The organism is Kitasatospora sp. NPDC101108, from assembly GCF_055584725.1.
Window position 1 is genome coordinate 711,266 of sequence record NZ_JBVJLM010000001.1, and the last position, 17,899, is coordinate 729,164.

Annotated in this window: 19 protein-coding genes; 9 read left to right on the forward strand and 10 right to left on the reverse strand. The window is 74.0% G+C overall.

Annotated features, from left to right (window positions below):
* Nucleotides 1-214: 214 nt before the first annotated feature.
* From ACZ6Z8_RS03145 to ACZ6Z8_RS03155, 3 genes are all read left to right on the forward strand, one after another.
* The gene (locus ACZ6Z8_RS03145; protein ID WP_465605769.1) at nucleotides 215-652 is read left to right on the forward strand and encodes a universal stress protein; all 438 of its coding nucleotides are present in this window, start codon (nucleotides 215-217) and stop codon (nucleotides 650-652) included.
* A 73-nt stretch (nucleotides 653-725) separates the two neighbouring features.
* Complete coding sequence (locus ACZ6Z8_RS03150; RefSeq protein WP_465605771.1) at nucleotides 726-1,382, forward strand: HemK2/MTQ2 family protein methyltransferase; 657 nt, start codon at nucleotides 726-728, stop codon at nucleotides 1,380-1,382.
* Nucleotides 1,383-1,509: 127 nt separating this feature from the next.
* Complete coding sequence (locus ACZ6Z8_RS03155) at nucleotides 1,510-1,752, forward strand: CDGSH iron-sulfur domain-containing protein (protein WP_465606325.1); 243 nt, start codon at nucleotides 1,510-1,512, stop codon at nucleotides 1,750-1,752.
* Here the strand turns inward: ACZ6Z8_RS03155 and ACZ6Z8_RS03160 are convergent.
* On the reverse strand, nucleotides 1,681-2,745 hold the full coding sequence (locus ACZ6Z8_RS03160) for an iron-containing redox enzyme family protein (protein WP_465605773.1): 1,065 nt from the start codon (nucleotides 2,743-2,745) through the stop codon (nucleotides 1,681-1,683). The two genes, ACZ6Z8_RS03155 and ACZ6Z8_RS03160, sit on opposite strands and share 72 nt — an antisense overlap.
* A gap of 254 nt (nucleotides 2,746-2,999) precedes the next feature.
* Between ACZ6Z8_RS03160 and ACZ6Z8_RS03165 the strand changes: the two genes are divergently transcribed.
* On the forward strand, nucleotides 3,000-4,355 hold the full coding sequence (locus ACZ6Z8_RS03165) for a hypothetical protein (protein ID WP_465605775.1): 1,356 nt from the start codon (nucleotides 3,000-3,002) through the stop codon (nucleotides 4,353-4,355).
* 35 nt (nucleotides 4,356-4,390) lie between these two features.
* On the opposite strand, the gene ACZ6Z8_RS03170 is transcribed toward ACZ6Z8_RS03165, so the two are convergent.
* Nucleotides 4,391-4,903 (reverse strand): DUF1877 domain-containing protein, encoded by a 513-nt coding sequence (locus ACZ6Z8_RS03170; protein ID WP_465605777.1) that lies wholly within the window; start codon nucleotides 4,901-4,903, stop codon nucleotides 4,391-4,393.
* 394 nt (nucleotides 4,904-5,297) lie between these two features.
* Here ACZ6Z8_RS03170 and ACZ6Z8_RS03175 point away from each other — a divergent pair, with 394 nt between their 5' ends.
* Both ACZ6Z8_RS03175 and ku read left to right on the forward strand, forming a co-directional pair.
* Nucleotides 5,298-6,368 carry a hypothetical protein gene (locus tag ACZ6Z8_RS03175; RefSeq protein ID WP_465605779.1) on the forward strand — a complete coding sequence of 357 codons (1,071 nt, stop codon included), beginning with the start codon at nucleotides 5,298-5,300 and terminating at the stop codon, nucleotides 6,366-6,368.
* A gap of 216 nt (nucleotides 6,369-6,584) precedes the next feature.
* Nucleotides 6,585-7,661 (forward strand): non-homologous end joining protein Ku, encoded by a 1,077-nt coding sequence (gene ku, locus ACZ6Z8_RS03180; protein ID WP_465605781.1) that lies wholly within the window; start codon nucleotides 6,585-6,587, stop codon nucleotides 7,659-7,661.
* A gap of 368 nt (nucleotides 7,662-8,029) precedes the next feature.
* Here ku and ACZ6Z8_RS03185 read toward each other — a convergent pair whose 3' ends face one another.
* Both ACZ6Z8_RS03185 and ACZ6Z8_RS03190 read right to left on the reverse strand, forming a co-directional pair.
* Nucleotides 8,030-9,844: an alkaline phosphatase family protein gene (locus ACZ6Z8_RS03185; RefSeq protein WP_465605783.1), complete on the reverse strand. Its 1,815-nt coding sequence runs from the start codon at nucleotides 9,842-9,844 to the stop codon at nucleotides 8,030-8,032.
* 170 nt (nucleotides 9,845-10,014) lie between these two features.
* On the reverse strand, nucleotides 10,015-11,709 hold the full coding sequence (locus ACZ6Z8_RS03190) for a serine hydrolase (protein WP_465605785.1): 1,695 nt from the start codon (nucleotides 11,707-11,709) through the stop codon (nucleotides 10,015-10,017).
* Nucleotides 11,710-11,940: 231 nt separating this feature from the next.
* Between ACZ6Z8_RS03190 and ACZ6Z8_RS03195 the strand changes: the two genes are divergently transcribed.
* The gene (locus ACZ6Z8_RS03195) at nucleotides 11,941-12,165 is read left to right on the forward strand and encodes a hypothetical protein (protein ID WP_465605787.1); all 225 of its coding nucleotides are present in this window, start codon (nucleotides 11,941-11,943) and stop codon (nucleotides 12,163-12,165) included.
* Between the two features lie 54 nt (nucleotides 12,166-12,219).
* On the opposite strand, the gene ACZ6Z8_RS03200 is transcribed toward ACZ6Z8_RS03195, so the two are convergent.
* Both ACZ6Z8_RS03200 and ACZ6Z8_RS03205 read right to left on the reverse strand, forming a co-directional pair.
* Entirely contained in the window at nucleotides 12,220-12,579 is a 360-nt protein-coding gene (locus ACZ6Z8_RS03200) for a nuclear transport factor 2 family protein (protein ID WP_465605789.1), read from the reverse strand.
* Between the two features lie 54 nt (nucleotides 12,580-12,633).
* A complete protein-coding gene (locus ACZ6Z8_RS03205; protein ID WP_465605791.1) occupies nucleotides 12,634-13,251 on the reverse strand; it encodes a TMEM175 family protein in 618 nt (205 codons plus the stop codon).
* Between the two features lie 223 nt (nucleotides 13,252-13,474).
* Here ACZ6Z8_RS03205 and ACZ6Z8_RS03210 point away from each other — a divergent pair, with 223 nt between their 5' ends.
* On the forward strand, nucleotides 13,475-14,173 hold the full coding sequence (locus tag ACZ6Z8_RS03210; RefSeq protein ID WP_465605793.1) for a hypothetical protein: 699 nt from the start codon (nucleotides 13,475-13,477) through the stop codon (nucleotides 14,171-14,173).
* A gap of 82 nt (nucleotides 14,174-14,255) precedes the next feature.
* Here the strand turns inward: ACZ6Z8_RS03210 and ACZ6Z8_RS03215 are convergent, their stop codons facing one another.
* Entirely contained in the window at nucleotides 14,256-14,660 is a 405-nt protein-coding gene (locus tag ACZ6Z8_RS03215) for a cupin domain-containing protein (protein WP_465605795.1), read from the reverse strand.
* Nucleotides 14,657-16,105 carry an MFS transporter gene (locus tag ACZ6Z8_RS03220; protein WP_465605797.1) on the reverse strand — a complete coding sequence of 483 codons (1,449 nt, stop codon included), beginning with the start codon at nucleotides 16,103-16,105 and terminating at the stop codon, nucleotides 14,657-14,659. Before ACZ6Z8_RS03220 ends, ACZ6Z8_RS03215 begins: the two co-directional genes overlap by 4 nt.
* 68 nt (nucleotides 16,106-16,173) lie before the next feature.
* Here ACZ6Z8_RS03220 and ACZ6Z8_RS03225 point away from each other — a divergent pair, with 68 nt between their 5' ends.
* Nucleotides 16,174-16,845, forward strand: a complete 672-nt coding sequence (locus ACZ6Z8_RS03225) for a TetR/AcrR family transcriptional regulator (protein ID WP_465605798.1) — start codon at nucleotides 16,174-16,176, stop codon at nucleotides 16,843-16,845.
* A gap of 73 nt (nucleotides 16,846-16,918) precedes the next feature.
* Here the strand turns inward: ACZ6Z8_RS03225 and ACZ6Z8_RS03230 are convergent, their stop codons facing one another.
* On the reverse strand, nucleotides 16,919-17,164 hold the full coding sequence (locus tag ACZ6Z8_RS03230) for a hypothetical protein (RefSeq protein ID WP_465605800.1): 246 nt from the start codon (nucleotides 17,162-17,164) through the stop codon (nucleotides 16,919-16,921).
* A complete protein-coding gene (locus ACZ6Z8_RS03235; RefSeq protein ID WP_465605802.1) occupies nucleotides 17,139-17,810 on the reverse strand; it encodes a type III effector protein in 672 nt (223 codons plus the stop codon). Before ACZ6Z8_RS03235 ends, ACZ6Z8_RS03230 begins: the two co-directional genes overlap by 26 nt.
* Nucleotides 17,811-17,899: the final 89 nt, after the last annotated feature.

The window sequence follows — 17,899 nt, forward strand, 5'->3', positions numbered from 1 at the left end:
GCGCCGGCGGCGGCGGTACGGGCCCGGGCGGAGCAGCACCTCAACGACGTCGAGACCGCCCGGCTGCGGTAGGCCGAGGGGTGAGCCCGGCCCTCCGCTGCGCCCGGATCCTCCGTGGACGTCACCCGGGTGCCGGGCCGTACTGGCGGTGACGGCCGACGGTCCGCACCGTGGTGGGGAGGACCGATGGCCACCACCCCCCAGGACGGTACCGATGGACGCGAACGACTCCCTCCCCCGTGTCGTGGTCGGCGTCGACGGCTCTCAGCCGTCGCACGCCGCGCTGCGCTGGGCGGTCCGGCACGCCGGGATGATCGGCGGCGTGGTGGACGCGGTGGGGGCGTGGGAACCGCCGAGCCACTTCGGCTGGTCGGCGCCGGTGGTCGACGCCACCTTTGACCAGGAGCTCGCCGAACGGAAGTTCGCCGACGAGCTGGCCGAGGTGCTCGGCACGGACTGCCCGGTGCAGGTCCGCCGGACCATGATCATGGGCGACGCCTCCGACGCCCTGCTGGAGGCGTCCAAGGGCGCCGAGCTGCTGGTCGTGGGCAGCCACGGGCGCGGCGGCTTCACCAGGGCGCTGCTCGGCTCGGTGAGCACCCGCTGCGCGCAGCACGCGACCTGCCCGGTGGTGATCGTGCGCGCACAGTGAGTGTGCGGTGGGCGGGCACGATGCGGCGGGGCGGGGCGCGTGTGGACGGCGGCTTCCCGGGCAGCCGCTACGCATGCTGTTGATCCGACCGCCGGGCGTCTATCCGCCCCAGGGGGACACCGAACTGCTGGCCGACTGCGTGCGCCGGGAGCCGCTCGACGGCTCCAGCCGGGTGCTCGACCTGTGCACCGGGACGGGCGCGGTCGCGCTGGTGGCCGCGCGCAGCGGCGCCCGGGTCACCGCGGTGGACCTGTCCGCCCGGGCGGTCCTCACCGCCTGGTGCAACACCCGGCTGCACCGTCGGCGGATCCGGCTGCGGCGCGGCGACCTGCTGGTCCCGGTGACCGGCCGGCGCTTCGACCTGGTCACCGCCAATCCCCCGTACGTCCCCACCGCCTCCGGCCTCCGCGCCCCCGGGCGCGGCGCCGCGCTGGCCTGGGACGCCGGGGCGGACGGGCGGCTGGTCCTGGACCGGATCTGCCGTACGGCCCCCCGCGTACTGTCCGCGGGCGGTGTCCTGCTGGTGGTGCAGTCCGCGCTCGCGGACGTCCCGGCCACCCTGGCGGCCCTGCGCCGGGCGGGGCTGCGTGCGGACGTGGCGGCGCGGCGGCGGCAGCCCTTCGGACCGGTGCTGTCGGCCCGCGCCGCCCTGTTCGAGCAGCAGGGGCTGATCCGGCCGGGCGAGCGCGAGGAGGAGCTGGTGGTGGTGCGCGGTGTCCGGGAGCGCTGAGTCCGGGAGCGCTCGATCCGGGAGCGCTCGATCCGGGAGCGCTCGATCCGGGAGCGCTGAGCCCGGGAGCGCTCGGTCCGGGAGCGCCGACCGCGTGACGCGGGTGACGATCGTGCCGGGCGGCCCGATGCTGGTCGAGGGACCGGTGGAGGTCGTCCTGCCGGACGGCTCGCGCCGGGTGTCCGAGCGCCCCGTGGTGGCGCTGTGCGCCTGTCGGCGGAGCCGGACGTACCCGTTCTGCGACACCAGCCACCGGCGGCACGGCGGACCCCCGCGAGGCTCTCCGGGGCGCGCCGGTTCAGAGCGGGGCGGTCCCGCCGGTTCGGAGCGGGGCGGTGGCGGGGAGCAGCCCGTCTCCGGGGAGGGGTGAGCGCAGGGACGTCCGCCCCTGCTGCCAGCAGTCGACCAGGTGGTCGCCCAGGCGCCGGTCCACGGCGTCGGCGGCGGCGATGCCGAAGGCGATGTCCGCTGCGGCCTCGGGCTCGGCGTCCACGATCTCCCCGATCACCCCGCGGCGCACCAGCTGCTCGTGGACGGCGTCCGCCTCGACATGCTCGCGGTAGAACAGCACGCCGTCCGGTCCGCCGCCCAGCCGCTCCAGGGCGGTGGCCAGCCGGGCCGAACCGGGCGAGGAGGTGATCTCGACGGCGGCGAAGTGCCCGACGGCCGCGTACCGCAGCGCCCGGTGCAGGCCGAACAGCATCATCAGGTTGACCATCGCCAGCGCCGGTGCGGGGATCAGGTCCAGGTAGTGCCCGTAGCGGGGGTCGAGGCCGAAGGCGGCCATCATCCGGGCGAACAGCGAGGCGTGGGCCCGTTCCGGGCGCCCGGCACCGTACTCGTCGTAGGCGATCGACATCAGCACCGCCTGCGCGGGCCCGTGCACCCTCGGCAGCGCCCACAACTGGGGGTCCGCCTCCTTGAGGTGGTAGACGGACCGGTGCACCAGGTACTCCCGGGCGTGGCGGCGCTCGCCTTGCCCCAGCAGGAAGTACGACGGACCGGTGCCCTCGACCGGCTCGGTCAGCAGCTGTTCCTGCACCTCGGCCAGCGGCGGCACCGGCCCGACCTCGGCACGCACCGCCGCGAGGAAGGGGCGCTCCAACTCCCGGCGCAGGGCGAGCAGTTCGGGTTCCCACTCCCAGCCGGGGTGCACTCCGGGCAGGCCCCGGTCGTGCAGCTCGTAGCACAGGTACAGCGCCAGCTGGTGGTCCTCACCCCACGGATCGGAGAGTGGGACGGCCGGTGTGAGCAGCCGCCCGGCACCCGGCGGCCCGGCGGTCACCAGCCCGAGCACCGCTGCCGACAGCGGTCCGCGCGGACTCGGCAGACCGCTCGTCGCACGTCCGTCACCCCCGTCCATACCGCCTCCTCCTCGTCGAGAAGTCCCCGGGTCCGCCGAAGCGGGTGCCCGGAGCGCGCGGTTCCTAACAGCCGGAGCGGGTTCGGCCGGAACTCGGTCCCGGCCGCGTCCACCATTCGTGTTGAAACCGCCTGTCACGGCCCTGGCTCGCGGACCCATTGGTATGCATGCGAGCAGAGCGGCCGCGCGACGCACTCCGCGTCCGATCCCGCGTCCGGCTCCGAACGAGGAACAGCGAATCCCCGGGAGAGCACATGATCGACAGACTGCCGTCACGGCTGGTGGCAGGGCGGGCCCTCGCCGTCGTCGACGGGGAGCACTACCCGGAGGTGGTCCGGGAAACCCTGCGCGCGTTGCCCTGCCGGGTGGCAGGTGCGCTGCTCGTCGGCGGGACGGAGAAGCTGCGGGAGGCGCCGGACTTCGGAGTACCGCTGCTGACCGGGAGCCTCACGGAGGCCGTGTCCGCCTGCGCGGCCGACTTCGTCCTCGACCTGTCGGACGAACCGGTGGTCGGCGGCCCGGAGCGGATGGCGTACGCGGCACAGGCGATGGCCTGCGGAGTTCCGTACGCGGGAGCGGACTTCTGCTTCGAGCCCCCGCGGCTGGCGCCGTTCGCACTGCCGTCCCTCAGCATCGCGGGCACGGGCAAGCGGATCGGCAAGACCGCCGTCAGCGGACACACCGCACGCCTGCTGGCCGAGCGGTGGAAGGTCGTGGTCGTCGCCATGGGCCGCGGCGGACCGGCCGAACCGGAGGTGGTGACCGACCCGCCGGACCTCGCCGACCTGCTGGAACTCTCCCGCTCCGGTCGGCACGCCGCCTCCGACTACATCGAGGACGCGGTGTTCACCGGGGTGCCCACCGTCGGGGCCCGGCGCTGCGGCGGCGGCTTCGCGTCAGCTCCGTTCGCCTCGAACGTCGCGGCGGCGGCCGAGACCGCGGCCGAGCTCTCGCCCGATCTCGTCCTGTTCGAGGGCAGCGGGACCGTCCTGCCGCCGGTGGAGGCGCGTCGGCGGATCCTCGTCATCGGGGCCGGCCAGGATCCCGACCGGGTCTTCGGCTACCTGGGCGCGTACCGGCTGCTGGTCTCCGACCTGGCCGTGCTCACCCTCGCCGATCCGCAGCTCGACATCAGCGCCATGCGCGCGGCCGTCCGGCGGATCCGGGACGTACCGCTGATCGCCGTCGCACTGCGCCCCCGGCCGGTCGCGGACGTGTCGGGACGTCGCGTCGCGTTCTTCACCACCGCCGCGCCGCACGTCCTGCCCGGGATGGTCGACCACCTGCGGACGAGGTACGGCGCCCGGGTCGTCCACGCCACGAACGCCCTCGCCGACCGGAACCGACTGCGAGCCGAACTCGCTGATGTGAAGGCGGAGTTGTACCTGGCCGAGCTCAAGGCCGCCGCCGTCGACGTCGTCGCCGAACACGCCGAACGACGCGGCGTCCCGGTCGTGTTCTGCGACACCGAGGTGGCCCCCCTGCCCGGCGAACCCTGCTTCGACCAGGCCGTCCTCGCGCTGGCCGGCGAGGCGATCGGCTGGGATCCCACAGACCGGGCAGCCGGCCGGAGCCACGGGCTGTCCGCGACTCCTCGGCACTTTGCGTGACGAGTCGCCACCGGGCGGGGAGGCCGCGGCTCGGCTCAGTCCGACCACAGCACGACGAGAAGGCGCCTCCGGGCCGCCTGCGCGTAGAAGTCACGCAGCGCACCGAAGTGGCCCAGCAGGTACTCCGTCGGGTCACCGATGAAGCCGTGGCCGAGCTCGGATCCCGCGCCACTGCCCAGGACCGACCGGAGGATCCCTTCCAGGTCGATCGCTCCGAGCATCACCGACACCTGGACGACTGCGTCCGGGCAGAGGGCCGTCGCGGGGGAGTTGCCGAAGAAGGCGATCGCGTGCGGGCCCGCATTGAGGAAGTCCAGATCGATGCCGTGATCGCCATCGGTCGCCCGCTTGAGCGCCCCCAGGTGGACGGCGTCAAGTCGGGCCAGTTCGCAGGCGCGCTCCAGCATGAAGGGCGCCCAGTCGAGATCGAGGCAGTCCGCGGACGGCGGATCCCAGCGGTGGTCCCCGTCCGGTGATTCCTCGGCGGACCGACGGCAGGCGGCGAGGTACTCCGCCGGGACTCGGGCGAGCTGTCGGGTGACGGCCATGTCGGCAGTATCCCGACGCCGTCCAGCGGATTTGCCGCCACCTCGTCGGGCCCGCCGGTCCTGCCGGTCGGCATCCCGGACTCTCGCGCATCGCGGCGAGGACCCGGGTCCCGGCGCCGGGAGCCGCCCTGCGGCCGGGCGCGCGCTGGGCCGGCCGGCGGATCAGCCCAGGACGCGGCCGAGGACGGCGTCGAACCGGTCGCCGGCGGGTTCGACGGGCGGGGCGGCGGCGAGCAGGGCGGTGATCATGCCGGGCGCCGGCCACTTCCTCACCCGCGAGACCTGGCCCGCCTACGGCGACGAACTGCGCGCACTCGCCGACCGTGCCGGATGACCGATGGCGTGCCGTCAGCCCTCGTGCCCGCCGGCCCGGCCGGCCGTAGAGTCCGAAGACGTGGCCAGCCCCGATTTCGACGCGATCGCCGACGCCCTCTACGTCCTCGCCCCGTCCGAGTTCACCGCGGCGCGCAACGAGCGAGCCGACGGGCTGAAGAAGGCCGACCCGCAGCTCGCGAAGCGGATCCGCGCCCTGCACCGACCGACCCTGGCCGCATGGTCCGCCAACCTCCTCGCCCACCGCCACCACCAGTTGGTCGAGCAACTCCTGGATCTCGGGGAGGCGCTGCGGACCGCCCAGGAACACCTCGTCGGCGAACAGCTGCGCGCCCTCACCGACCAGCGCCGCCGGTTGGTGCGGGCGCTCACCGAGCAGGCGCGCCAGGAGGCCTCGGCAGCCGGCCACCCGCTCGGCGCGGACGCGGTCGCCGATCTGGACCGGACCCTGTCCGCCGCCCTCGCCGACCCAAACGCGGCCCGGGCACTGGCCGAGGGCCGACTCACCACCGCGCTGGAGCCGCCGCCGTGGCCGGGAGCCGCTGCCGACGAACCGGAGCCCACGGGACGGGCGGACACCGTCGGAGCCGGTACGGGCGCGGGCCCGGCGAAGGCACCTCCTGCTGAGCGTGCTGAACGTGCTGAACGCGGACGCCCGACGGCCGGGGCGGAGCGGCAACGTCACCACAAGCGGGAACGGGAGCAGGAGCGGGAGCGGGAGCAGGAACGGGAACTGGCCCGGGCCTGGCAGGCGGCGGCCGCCGCGAAGCAGGAGGAGCGGCAGGCCGTCGGGCGCGTCGGCGAAGCCGAGCAGGCTCTGCGCGGCGCCCGGTCGGCCCGGCGGCAGGCGCAGGACGAGGCCGAACGGGCCCGGAACGAGGCCGAGCAGGCCCGGGACGAGGCCGAACGGGCCCGGGACGCACTCGCCCGAGCCGGGGAGCGCGAAGCCCGCGCCCGCGAGGAGCTCACGCGGGCCGACGAACAGCTGCGCGCCGCCGAGGACGCCGTCGGCGCGGCCCAGGAACAAGCCGCCCGGTCGCGCGAGAGCGCCCACCGGGCCGCCGACCGGCTACGGCAGCTGGAGACGAACGACCGCGGAGGCCGCGGAGGCCGCAGCGGCCGGGCCACCTGACGCGCGCGGCTCATCGGCAGGGCTGCGGGGTTTGGGCGGGCCGCCGCTGGCCAGGCGCCCGGTAGGGCGTCGTCGCTTCGCCTCCGAGCGGGGCCCAGCAGGGCGGCGGCGCCCGTCGGCCCACCACCGCGTGCGCGGAGCCGGGCGCCCGGCCACGCTGGTCATGACCCGCCCGCGCACCGCAAGGCGGGCGCGGCAGGGTGAAGGGAGCCCGTCATGGCCCGACCCATGTGGACCGGAGTGCTCACCTTCGGACTGGTCACCGTGCCGGTCGCGCTCTACACCGCGACGCAGTCCCACGACGTGCGCTTCCACCAGCTGCAGCGCGGCACCTCCGACCGGGTGCGCAACAAGCGCGTCAACGAGCGCACCGGCAAGGAGGTCGAGTACGCGGACATCGTCAAGGGCTACGAGGTCACCGAGGGCGAGTACGTGATCGTCGAACCGGACGAACTGGAACGGATCTCCCCCGGCCGCTCCCGCACCATCGACATCTCAGGGTTCGTCGACCTCGCCGACGTCGACCCGATCTTCTTCGACCGCACCTACTACCTAGGCCCCCGCGGCAAGGAGTACCAGAAGGTCTACGCGCTCCTGGTCGAGGCGCTGGAGCACTCGGGCAAGGTCGGGCTGGCGATGTTCGCGATGCGCGGCAAGGAGTACCTGACCGCGGTGCGCTCGGAGAACGGGCTGCTGGAACTGCACACCATGCACTTCGCCGACGAGGTCCGCGACCCCCGCGGCGAGATCGACGACCTGCCGGAGAAGGTCGAGCTCACGCCGCAGGAGGTCAGGACCGCCGAGCAGCTGATCGGCATGCTCGCCGTCGAGTGGAAGCCCGACGAGTGGCACGACACCTACGAGGAGCAGGTGCGGAAACTCGTCGAGGACAAGCTCGCCGGCCGCGAGATCGCCGTCTCCGCCGGCCCCGCCCCCGAGGCCACCAACGTCATCGACCTGATGGACGCGCTGCGCCGCAGCCTCGACACCGCCCGCAAGAAGGAACCGGCCGACGCAGCCGGGAAGGGGCGTGCCGACCGAACCCCGGCTGCCCGCGCCGGCCGCTCCCCCAAGCCGACCGGCGGCAAGAAGAGCACCGCCGCCAAGGCCGGCACGGCCGGGACCACGAAGCGCGCCGGCGCCACCGGCAAGCAGCGGTTGTCCGAGCTCACCAAGGCCGAGCTCTACCAGCGGGCCACCGACCTGGACATCCCGCACCGCTCCACGATGACGCGCGACGAGCTCCAGGAGGCCCTTGAGCACGCCGGCCGGTCGCGCCGCAAGGCGTCCTGACCGCCACCCGACCGCTGTCGCGGCCGAGCGGCGGGCGGCGGCGTACGGGCCGAACGGTGGAAACCTGCCCGGCGAGCGCCTTGCGCAGCCCGTTCCCGCGAACCGAGCCGACCCGTCGGTTCTCCGGTCTAGGGTCGACCGCATGGGCAGGCCGGACTCGTCGTCACCGCGAGGCTGGAGCAGGCGCCCAGCGGTCGGGTGACCAGACCGCACGCCTGCCTGGTGGCCCGCAAGCCCGAATAGCCTGTTCCTGCGGCCGGGACGTCCCTCACCGGGGCCCGGCGGTGGTGGTGCCGGTCCGCCGGCGCCGCCGGGGCAAGGGCCCGCACGTCTGCGGGGCCCTGCCGGCTGCCGTCAGCCGTCAGCCGTCAGCCGACGGTCAGAGTGAACGGCCCGGCCAGTACGGAGTAGCCGTCGTCGGCCAGGTAGTACGCGTCGTAGCGGCCCGCGCCGTTGAGCTTGCCGGTGGCGAAGGTGACGGCGCCGCTCTGGTTGGGTGTGTAGGCCCAGGTGAGCGCGGACCGGGAGCCGGGGGTGACGCCCGCCGGGTAGAGGCCGACCCAGTTCTTGGCGCCGGCCCGGGACGCGTTCGGGACGCCGTAGCGCAGGGTGACGTTGCCGCCGTTCGCCACCGCGTTCAGGTCGCCGGTCAGCGTCGGCGCGGTCGCGGTGGACGGCGCGAAGGCGGCGTTCAGCGGCGTCGCGTAGGTGTCGTTGGCGGTGAGTCCGGGCAGGCCGAGGGCCGACTCGATGGTGCGGCCGATGCCGTAGTGGTCGTAGTGCAGCGGGCTGCTGGTCCCGGCCGGGACGGTGCCCTGGGAGCCGACGACGACGGTGGCGAGGTGGTTGTAGCCCTCGTTCTGGCTCTCGTCCCAGGTCAGGAGCAGCAGTGAGCGCTGCTGGGTCCAGGCCGGGGAGGACAGCACCGGGGCGAGGGTCTGCTGCAGCCAGCCGTCCTGGGTCTTCAGGCTGGTGGCGCTGCCGTTGCCGGAGGCTTCGCCGTCGTAGTAGTCGTCGGCGGCGATCCAGGAGAAGTTCGGCGTGGTGGCGGCCGACCTGAGGTCGGTGGTCAGCTGGGTGGTGTCGAACAGGTGGGCCGCGCAGCGGGCCGGATTGCCGCTGATGTCGGTGTAGTTGATGAAGGGCGCGTCGTCGGGCATGTAGTAGCTGTCGTTGTTCTTGTTGGTGTTGCAGGGCGTGCCCATGCCCTGCTCGTAGGCCTTCCAGGTCTTGCCCGCGTCCTCGATGGTGTCGCCGAGGTTGCGCTGCGGGGAGTTGATGTTGGGCCAGTAGGTGGCGCCCTTGGTGTAGGTGTCGCCGCCCGCGACGGCGAGGTAGTTCTCGTCGCTGGGGTGGTAGACGCCGTGGGCGTCGGTGAGGGTGGCGCCCTGGGACATCAGACTGTGGATGTACGGGGTGTCCGCCGGGTCGTTCATGATCTGGGAGTAGTCGGTGTTCTCCATCATGACGGTGAACACGTGGTCGTAGCCCGGCACTTGGGAGGCGGGCGGGGTCAGCGGCCCGGGTGCGGCGACCGGGGTGTCGAGGGTGAGCGAGAGGTTGTCCAGGTAGCCGGTCTCGTTCGTGGAGGACAGGAACTGCACCTCGACCTGGATCGACCTGGTCCCGGCCGGGACGGCCCCGGTGGCGGTGCGGGAGAGGAACTCGGTGCTCAGGCCGCGGTCGGTGGCGGAGACGGTCGGCAGCTCGGCGGTCGGGCCGAGCGGCCTGCCGCCGGCGTCCTGGAAGTGCAGGGCGACCGCGGCGTAGCCGCCGTAGGTGGTCCAACCGCCCAGCCAGCCCGCCAGGTTGTAGTGCACGCCACCGCCGTCGATCGCGGTGGCCGCGGAGGAGACGTCGACGGTCTGGCTCATCGAGCCGTCGCCGAAGTTGCCCGGCCCGAAGAAGGCCTTGCCGGGCGTGTTGCCGTCCTTCGGCAGGCCGAAGGAGCCGACCGTGGAGCACATGACGTCGACGCCGCCGGCCTGGGTCGTCCAGCCGGGGACGGTGGTGGCGGCGCTCCAGTCGTTGGTGCAGTAGCCGCCTGCCTCGGCGTCACCGTTGACGATCAGGTTGCCGCTGCCGACCGCCGCCTGCGCGGCGGTCGGTGCACCGACGACCAGGGCGCCGATGAGCGGGAGGGTGGCGAGCAGCCCGCCGAGGGGGCTCCAGCGCAGTCGCATGGGGGGTACCTCGTCCCGTTGGTTGCGTGAGGTGGTTGCCGTGGCCGTGCACCACGAGCGGGACAGAGATACCGGTTCGGCACGGCCCGGGGAAGGGCGCGCGGGCGAACAGCGGCCGAACTTGGTCAGACAACTTCACGCGGGCCTCTGTTCGTTCACGGCCGTCCGGGTCAGCTGCGGGTGAACGTCCCGAGGCCGTCGATGTCGAGCTGCTCGACCACCACCTTGCCGGCCTTCCCGTCGACACCCACGGTGAAGGTCACCCCGGAGAGGCCGACGGCGTTCTCGCCCTCGCTGCGGAAGCTGAAGACGTCGCCGTCGTAGTGCTGCAGCGGGTACTGCAGGTTGGCGGGGCCGACGGTCATCAGCAGGCCGCCGCCCTGCTCGCTCACCGTCAGCGGTCCGTAGTACCCGCTGTGGTAGGTGCCGGTGTAGGCCGCGTTCGGTTTGGCCGGGGCGGCGCCGGCCGGGGGCTTGGAGTAGTCGGTCGGCGAGACCGGGCTGGCGGCGGCCGCGGGGACGACCTTGCCGAGGAAGGCCAGCCAGTCGACCGTCTCGTGGCCCTCCTGGGCGACGTCGAAGAACTCCTCGGCCACCGCCTCCGGCAGGCCGGTCGGCTGGCCGTTGGTCAGCACCACGATCCCGAGCTGCTCGGAGGGCAGCAGGGTGACCGTGGTCGCCGCGCCCAGTTCGAAGCCGCCGGAGTGGTTCAGCCGCAGCCGGCCGCGGGTGTCGGTGCTGACGTTCCAGCCCAGGCCGTAGAAGCCGGCGGTGCCCGCGGGCGCCCTGGGCGGGCTGTTGACGTAGTGCGGCACCCGGGTCTCGTTCAGGGCGGCCGGGTCGATCACCTGGCGGCCGTCGAACTTCCCGTCGGCGAGCTGCAGCCGCATCCACTTGGCGAGGTCCTGCACGGTGGAACTGACGCCTCCGGCCGGGGACTGGGAGTCCGCGTTCTCGGTGGTGCTGACCTGCCAGCCGGAGCCGGTCCTGACGTGCGCAGCGGCCTTGTTCGCCGCCCGGTCGTAGTCGGAGCGCCGTGAACTGGTGGAGTTCATGCCCAGTGGCTTGTACAGCTCGTCCGCCGCGAGGTCCTCCCAGGCCACCCCCTTGGCCCTGGCCACGGCGACGGCCGCCTCGGTCAGGCCGTAGTTGGTGTAGGCGTAGCTCGCCCGGAAGGGCGAGAGCGGCTGGTCGCGCAGGTGCTGGAGGATGTAGTCCCGCTGGTAGCCGAGGTCCTGCAGCAGGTCGCCGGCGTGGTCCGGCAGGCCGCTGCGGTGCGAGAAGAGGTCGGCGATGCTCACGTTGGCGGTCACGTACGGATCACCCAGCGCGAAGCCCGGGTCGTGGGCGATGACCGGGTCGTCCCACTTCGCCGCCTTCTGGCCGACCGCCCCGGCGACCACGGTCGAGGAGATCGGCTTGGAGACCGAGGCCAGCTGGAAGACGGTGTCCAGGTCCACCTGCGCCGGCTCGCCGAGCCGGCGCACGCCGAAGCCCTTCGCGTGGATCACCTTGTCCTGGTGGACGACGGCGATGGCCACCCCGGGGACACCGGTCCTGGTCATGGCGTCCTGCACGTAGCCGTCGATCCGGTCCACGGCGGAGTTCACCTGCTGCTGGGTCAGCTGCGGGGCCGGCTGGGCCGGGGGCGCCGTGGCCGGGGCCGACGAGGGGCTCTGGCCGGGGGCGGCCTGCGGATCGGTGGCGGCCGCCCAGGTGCACCCGGCGAGCAGCGGGCCGCCCAGCAGCAGGGCCGCCAGCGCCGACGCGGCGGCCCGCGGCCCCGGCCCCCGCCCCGGTCCCAACCCGGCAACGGTCCGGCCGGGGCCGCGAGCGGTCCGCGGGGCTGCGCCGTGACGATGCATCAAGGTCCTCCCTCGTCCGGGCGGCGCGGCCCCGGTACCGGCGGAGCCGCCGTCCGCCATACGGCGGGAGTGTGGACGGCTCGGCGCGCCCCCGAGCGCCGCCGCGCGCCGTCCGCCGCGCATTCCACCCGTCCGGCGGCGCCGCGCCCGGCCCCCGCGCCGTCACGCGGGCGGGCGCGTCCGGGAAGGTGACCGGCGGTGACCGAGTACGGACAGCCTCGTTGACGGGGCATGACCGTTGCCAAACGCCTCACCGCCGTGGCCGTCCTGGCCACCGCCGCGCTCTCGCTGGGTGGAGTCCCGGCCTTCGCCATCGAGCACGTCCGGCACCTCGACCCGCCCGTCACCGTCCCGCAGTGCGAGGAGGGCGGCGGCTTCGTCGCCGTCGACATCCGCACCCGTCGCGGGTTCTGCGTCGGCGGGGAGTTCAACGACCGCTACGTCACCTGGGGTTGATCGCGTGTGCGGGCGCCCCGGGAAGGTTCCGCACCCGGGGCGCTCCGCCGTGTCTCAGGCCTCCGGCCCGTACGCGCCGAAGCCGCGGCAGACCAGGCCGTCACGGAAGGTGAGCACCTCGGCGACGGCCCGGCCGCGCTCGTTGCGGTAGTTGATGACGATCGTGTCGACGGAGGCCCGGACGTCCTCGACGGTGAAGTGCAGATCGGGCAGGTGCCGCAGGCCCTTGGCCCAGTACACGCGCAGGGCCTCCTTGCCGCGTACCTCGCCGGTCGGGTCGCCGACGAGGTCGACGATCCGGGGCGAGGCGAAGACGACGTCGTCGGTGTAGTGGGCGAGGATGCGCTCCAGGTCGTGGGAGTTCCAGTCGGCGGCCCACGCCTGGGCGAAGCGGGTGGCGAATTCGTGGTCCATGGCCCAGGACGGTACGACAACCGGCCCGCCCGCGCCGGTGCTTCCGCCATCTGGTCACCCCCGGTCGAGCAGCGGCACCTTCACCTGGTTGAAGGCGTAGTACACGGCGAGCAGGCCGTGCACGGCGAGGGCCGCCGGGGCGGACAGGAAGGCCAGGCCCACGGTGAGCGGGTAGACGACCAGCCCCACCTCGAACCGCCACCGGGCCGCGCGGGCCGCCGGCACGTCCACCCGCTCGTCGAAGCAGTGGCCGGTGCGGGTGGCGTAGTTCCAGAACACGCTGAACAGCACCGCCTGGCCGACCATCACCACGCCGTACACGGCCGCCGCGACGTTCGCGGCCGAGCCGTTGCGCAGGTTCTGCGCGACCACGGCCGTCGGGAACGGCAGCACCGAGATCAGCATCAGCAGCAGCAGGTTGACGAACATCAGGGTGCGGTCGACCCGAGCGAGGTGGGCGAACAGGGTGTGGTGGTTCACCCAGACCACGCCGATCACCAGGAAGCTCACCAGGTACGCGAAGTACGACGGCCACTGCGCGCCGAGCGCCCGCCACAGCTCCGTCGCGCCCTGGGCCTGCGGGATCTTGATCTCCAGCACCAGCAGGGTGATCGCGATCGCGAACACCCCGTCGCTGAACGCCTCGACCCGCCCGGTGTCCGTCGTCTCCACCCGGCAGAGCATCTCAGCCGGGCAGCACCGCTCCGCCGCGCAACGCCGGTCGGCCGAGCTCCCGCCTTCGCGCCCGCGCCCGCGCCACCCCCGCGTCCCGCCCCGCCGCTCCCCGGTCCGGGCGCACTCTGAAAATCGGGTGATCGCCGGGACGGCGGCGAACTCCGGTGGGATGCTGTGTCCTCGGTCCGACCACCACTGCACCGATCCGGGGGGAACCTCCATGCCACTGTTCGGCAACCGCAAGAACCTTCCGAAGCCGCTGTGTGACGAGCACGGCCCCTGCAAGGCCCTGGCCGGGATCCCGGCCGCCGAGGTCCGGGACCGCCTGCGCCTGCTGATCACCCCGACCCGGGGCCTGGGCCCCGACGCCGTGGCCCGGCGCATCGACGACGAGCTGTCGGTCGTCCTGTGCGTCAACGGCGGGAAGCGGGGCGGGGCCACCGAGGCGCTGTCGATAGCCGAGCACGCCGCCGACCAGTGGGGCATCGACCGGGCCGAGCTCTGGGAGCGGGCCTTCGCCAACCTGGCCACCGAGCGGCTCAACCGGCAATCCTTCAACGCCACGAACGGTGACGTCCTGTACGCCGTCAACGGGATGGGCACGTGGCCCGGCGCCGCCCAGGCCCTGCGCCTGGAGAACGCCCTGGGCGGAACGGAACTGCCGTACGGCTCCCTGGTCACCCTGCCGACGAGCAACGCGTTCTGCGCGGCACCGATCCGCAGCGCCTCGTCGCTGAACGCGATCCGCTTCATGATCGACCTGTCGAAACAGCTCCAGATCAAGGACCCGGCTCCGCTGACCTCGTCGATCTTCTGGTACCGGAACGGCTGGCTGGAGAACCTGAACGTCGGTGACAACGGGATGATGCGGCCGTCCGCCGACTTCCGGGACATGGCGAACAGCCTCCCCGCCGCCTGATCCGCCCCGCCGGAGCCCACCCGGCCGCGCGCCCGGAGGATCCCCGTCCTCCGGGCGCACCGGTCTCCGGCGCCGGGCGCGGTCAGCCCTCCTCGGTGCGGCGCTCCAGGCGGGTCCCGTGACGCAGGGTGATCGACATCAGGTCGCTGGGGGCGTCGAGTTCCAGCCGGTGCCAGCGGCCGCGCGGGACGACCACGGCGCTGCCGGCCGTCAGCCGCACCGTCTTCCCGGCGGCGCCGGGCTCGACCGGACGGAAGTGGACACGGACGCCACCGGCCAGGCAGCAGACCGCCTCCTCGGCCGCCGGGTGCATCTCCCAGTGGTCGGCGTGGACGTCGGCGTCGGTCTCCACGTGGAAGGTCGCGATCTGCCAGGCATCGGGGTCGCCGCCGGTCATCCGGCGCTCGGTGGCCCGGACGTCGCCGTCGGGCTGGATGTGCAGCGCCGAGGCGAACAGGTCGACGGCGGCGATCGGGTTCGGGGTCATGAGGAAGTTCCTTCCAGTTGGCGTTCGGGGCGGGTGGTGACCGGCGCGGGCGGGCGCCGACCGGGCAGTACGGTGGCCGCGACCGCCGCCGCCAGGGCGAAGAGCACGGCACCGGCGGCCAGGCCGAGGGCGTAGCCGTGGCTGAGGGCGGCCGGGTCGGTGGCCGTGCCGGTGGCGTGGGCGGCGACGGTGGCCAGCACCGCCAGCCCGACGCAGCCGCCGAGTTGGCGCGAGCTGTTGAGCAGTCCGGAGGCCGCACCGGCCTCGCCCGGCGCGATGCCGGTGGTCGCGGCCGCGGCGACCGGGGCCAGGACGAGCCCGGTGCCGATGCTGGTGACCACGGACGGGCCGAGCACATCGGTGAGGAAGCCGCCGTCGGGGCTGATCAGGGCGAACCAGCCGAGGCCCGCGGCCGCCAGGACGGCTCCGGGCACCAGGGCGGCGCGCGGACTGCGGCGCGTGGTGATCCTCGTCGCCACGACGGTGCCCGCGACCAGCCCGGCGGAGAAGGGCAGGAAGGCGGCGCCTGTGGCCGCGGCGCCCAGGCCGAGCACCTGTTGGAGGTGGAGCGAGACGAAGTAGAAGGCCGCGAACTGCCCGGCGGCGGCCAGGAACACCAGCAGGTTGGCCCCGGCGACCCAGCGGCTGCGCAGCAGGCCCAGCCTCAACAGCGGTGCGGGGGAACGGACTTCCACCAGCACGAAGGCGGCCAGCAGCGCGACGGCGGCGGCGAGCGTGCCCAGGGTGGCCGGGGAACCCCAGCCTCGGACGTCGGTGCGCACGACGCCGAACACCAGCAGCCCGACTCCCCCGGTCGCCAGCACCGCGCCGGGCACGTCCAGCCGTTCCCGCCGTACGGGCCGCGCCGCGTCCGGGTTCGAGTTCACGGTCGCGGGCAGCAGCACCAGGGCCGCCGCCACGATCGGCAGGTTGACCAGCATGACCCAGCGCCAGCCTGCGTACTCGGTCAGCAGTCCGCCAGTCAGTACGCCCAGTGCGCCCCCGGCGGCGTTCGCCGCGCTCCACACGCCGAGGGCGCGGACCCGCCGGGGGCCCTCGGCGAAGGTGGTGGTCAGCATCGCGAGCGCCGCCGGGGCGGCCGCCGCGGCGCCGATGCCCTGCCCGGCGCGGGCGGCGACCAGCTGCCAGGGCTGCTGGGCCAGTCCGCCCGCGAGCGAGCAGAGTCCGAAGACGGCCAGGCCCAGCCGGAACAGTCGCCGCCGCCCGTACAGGTCTCCGGCGCGGCCGCCGAGCAGCAGGAGTCCGCCGAAGGTGAGGGCATAGACGTGGACGACCCAGGAGAGGTCGAGCGGCGCGAACCCGAGCGCGCCGCGGATAGCGGGCAGGGCGACGTTGACCACCGACATGTCCAGGGCGAAGACGAACTGCGCGACGGTGACCGCCGCGAGCACCGGGCCGGGGCGGCCCCGCGAGTTTCTATACATGTACGAAAACTAGCGCCGGAACCCCTGCCCTGTCGAGGCCCGGGCGAGGGGCGGGAGATGATGGGCTCATGCAGCAGCCCTCCCCCGCCCCGCGCAGGGCCACCGGCCGACCTCCCCGCATCTCCCGGGAGGAGGTCGTCGACACGGCCCGCCGGATCGTGACCGAGGAGGGCGTCGAGCGGCTGACCATGCGTCGCCTGGCCTCCGAGATCGGTAGCACGCCGATGGCGCTCTACCACCACGTCCGCAGCAAGGAGGAACTGCTCGTCCTTCTGCTGGACGACCACGCCGCCCGGACGCTGCGCCCGACCGAGCTGCCGTCCGAGCCGCGCGAACGGGTCGTCGCCGCGGCCGCCGCGATCCACGAGGCGCTCTCCGGCTGCCCCTGGATCGTCGAGGTGCTGACCGCCGACGACCTGATGTCCACCCACGCCCTGTGGTTCGTCGAGCAGCTCGTCGACGGACTGGTCGGCTGCGGCCTGTCGTTGGAGCGCGCCGTACAGGGCTACCGCGCGATCTGGTACTACACCGCCGGGGAGATCGTGGTCCGCGCCACGGCGGCCCGCCGCCGCGCCGGGGACGACCGGCCGACCTACCGCGAACAGGTCTTCGCCGGACTCGACGCCGACGAGTACCCGCGCCTGGCGCAGATCGCCGACCGCTGGGAGCCGCTGACGGCCCAGGACACCTACCGGGACGGGCTCCGCGCCCTGGTGGCGGGCCTGCTCGCCGCACGCTGAAACGGAACCGGCCCGCCGGGCGGAGGCTCAGCGGGCCGGGGGGTGACGCCACGGGCGCACCGGGGGCAGTTGCTCAGGGGCGGCCGGAGCCGTCGTGGGCCGGTCCGCCCGGGGGTTCGGGGCTCATCGGGGGCCACGGCCGGGTGGCGAGATCGTGGCGGAGGGCGTCGAGCCGGGCCAGGCAGGCGTCGATCGTGGTCAGGGCCGCGCCGCCGTGCTCCCGGATCCGGCGTTCCAGGGCGCAGAGCCGTTCCTCGATCTGCTGCCAGCGGTCCTGCCCGGCGGTGGCGGGTTCAGGCGCGTCGTTGATCACTGTCATGGCGGAGGCGGTCGGTCTGGCGGGTGAGGTCGTCCAGACGGTCGGCGAGGTCGGGATGGGCGGCGGCGAGGTACGGGCGCATGCCGGCCAGGGGCGCTATGAGGTCGGCCGGGTCGGCGGCGCCGAGGGCGGCGGTGAGCGCGGTCAGTGCGGGCCCGGCGGCCGGGGCGTGGTCCGGGGCGGCGGTGATCTGGGCCGCCAGCACGCGCAGTCCGGCGGCGTGGTCGCGGGCCCAGGCGCTGACGGCGCGGTCGGCGGCCCGGCGGTCGCGCACGGCTTTGAGCCGCTCCGCTCCGGTCTCGCCGGCGGTAGCGGCGCCGGCGGGGCGCAGCCGCAGGTAGCGGTTCTCGGCGGCCTGGCGGCTCGCGACGCCCATGGGGCGGGCGAGGTCGGCCCAGGTCGCGCCGCCGGCCCGGGCCGCCTCGACCAGCGGGGCCTCCCAGTCCGCGAGCCGGGCGCGCAGCTCGCGCAGCAGCACCAGGGCGGCCAGCGCCTGTTCGGGGCCGTCCTCATGGGGGTCCTCGGGTACGGCGGAGGCCTCACGGGCGGAGCGGACCGCGTCGTCGATGGCGGCGAGCGCCGACGCGGCGGCGAGGAAGGAGACCGGCTCGGAGCCGGGCGCGGGCTTCGACGGCTTCGTACTCATGACGTCATTCTACGGACGACACGCAGCGTTTGTCATCGAAAGGATGACGTGCTACAACGGTGGTCAGGTGAAGCGCACTGGCACCCATC

Excerpts from the sequence above, each read along its gene's own strand:
- ACZ6Z8_RS03145 (WP_465605769.1), top strand. The coding sequence starts at position 215 with ATGGACGCGAACGACTCCCTCCCCCGTGTCGTGGTCGGCGTCGACGGC.
- ACZ6Z8_RS03150 (WP_465605771.1), top strand. The coding sequence starts at position 726 with ATGCTGTTGATCCGACCGCCGGGCGTCTATCCGCCCCAGGGGGACACC.
- ACZ6Z8_RS03155 (WP_465606325.1), top strand. The coding sequence starts at position 1,510 with ATGCTGGTCGAGGGACCGGTGGAGGTCGTCCTGCCGGACGGCTCGCGC.
- ACZ6Z8_RS03160 (WP_465605773.1), bottom strand. The coding sequence starts at position 2,745 with ATGGACGGGGGTGACGGACGTGCGACGAGCGGTCTGCCGAGTCCGCGC.
- ACZ6Z8_RS03165 (WP_465605775.1), top strand. The coding sequence starts at position 3,000 with ATGATCGACAGACTGCCGTCACGGCTGGTGGCAGGGCGGGCCCTCGCC.
- ACZ6Z8_RS03170 (WP_465605777.1), bottom strand. The coding sequence starts at position 4,903 with ATGGCCGTCACCCGACAGCTCGCCCGAGTCCCGGCGGAGTACCTCGCC.
- ku (WP_465605781.1), top strand. The coding sequence starts at position 6,585 with ATGGCCCGACCCATGTGGACCGGAGTGCTCACCTTCGGACTGGTCACC.
- ACZ6Z8_RS03185 (WP_465605783.1), bottom strand. The coding sequence starts at position 9,844 with ATGCGACTGCGCTGGAGCCCCCTCGGCGGGCTGCTCGCCACCCTCCCG.
- ACZ6Z8_RS03190 (WP_465605785.1), bottom strand. The coding sequence starts at position 11,709 with ATGCATCGTCACGGCGCAGCCCCGCGGACCGCTCGCGGCCCCGGCCGG.
- ACZ6Z8_RS03195 (WP_465605787.1), top strand. The coding sequence starts at position 11,941 with ATGACCGTTGCCAAACGCCTCACCGCCGTGGCCGTCCTGGCCACCGCC.
- ACZ6Z8_RS03200 (WP_465605789.1), bottom strand. The coding sequence starts at position 12,579 with ATGGACCACGAATTCGCCACCCGCTTCGCCCAGGCGTGGGCCGCCGAC.
- ACZ6Z8_RS03210 (WP_465605793.1), top strand. The coding sequence starts at position 13,475 with ATGCCACTGTTCGGCAACCGCAAGAACCTTCCGAAGCCGCTGTGTGAC.
- ACZ6Z8_RS03215 (WP_465605795.1), bottom strand. The coding sequence starts at position 14,660 with ATGACCCCGAACCCGATCGCCGCCGTCGACCTGTTCGCCTCGGCGCTG.
- ACZ6Z8_RS03220 (WP_465605797.1), bottom strand. The coding sequence starts at position 16,105 with ATGTATAGAAACTCGCGGGGCCGCCCCGGCCCGGTGCTCGCGGCGGTC.
- ACZ6Z8_RS03225 (WP_465605798.1), top strand. The coding sequence starts at position 16,174 with ATGCAGCAGCCCTCCCCCGCCCCGCGCAGGGCCACCGGCCGACCTCCC.
- ACZ6Z8_RS03230 (WP_465605800.1), bottom strand. The coding sequence starts at position 17,164 with ATGACAGTGATCAACGACGCGCCTGAACCCGCCACCGCCGGGCAGGAC.
- ACZ6Z8_RS03235 (WP_465605802.1), bottom strand. The coding sequence starts at position 17,810 with ATGAGTACGAAGCCGTCGAAGCCCGCGCCCGGCTCCGAGCCGGTCTCC.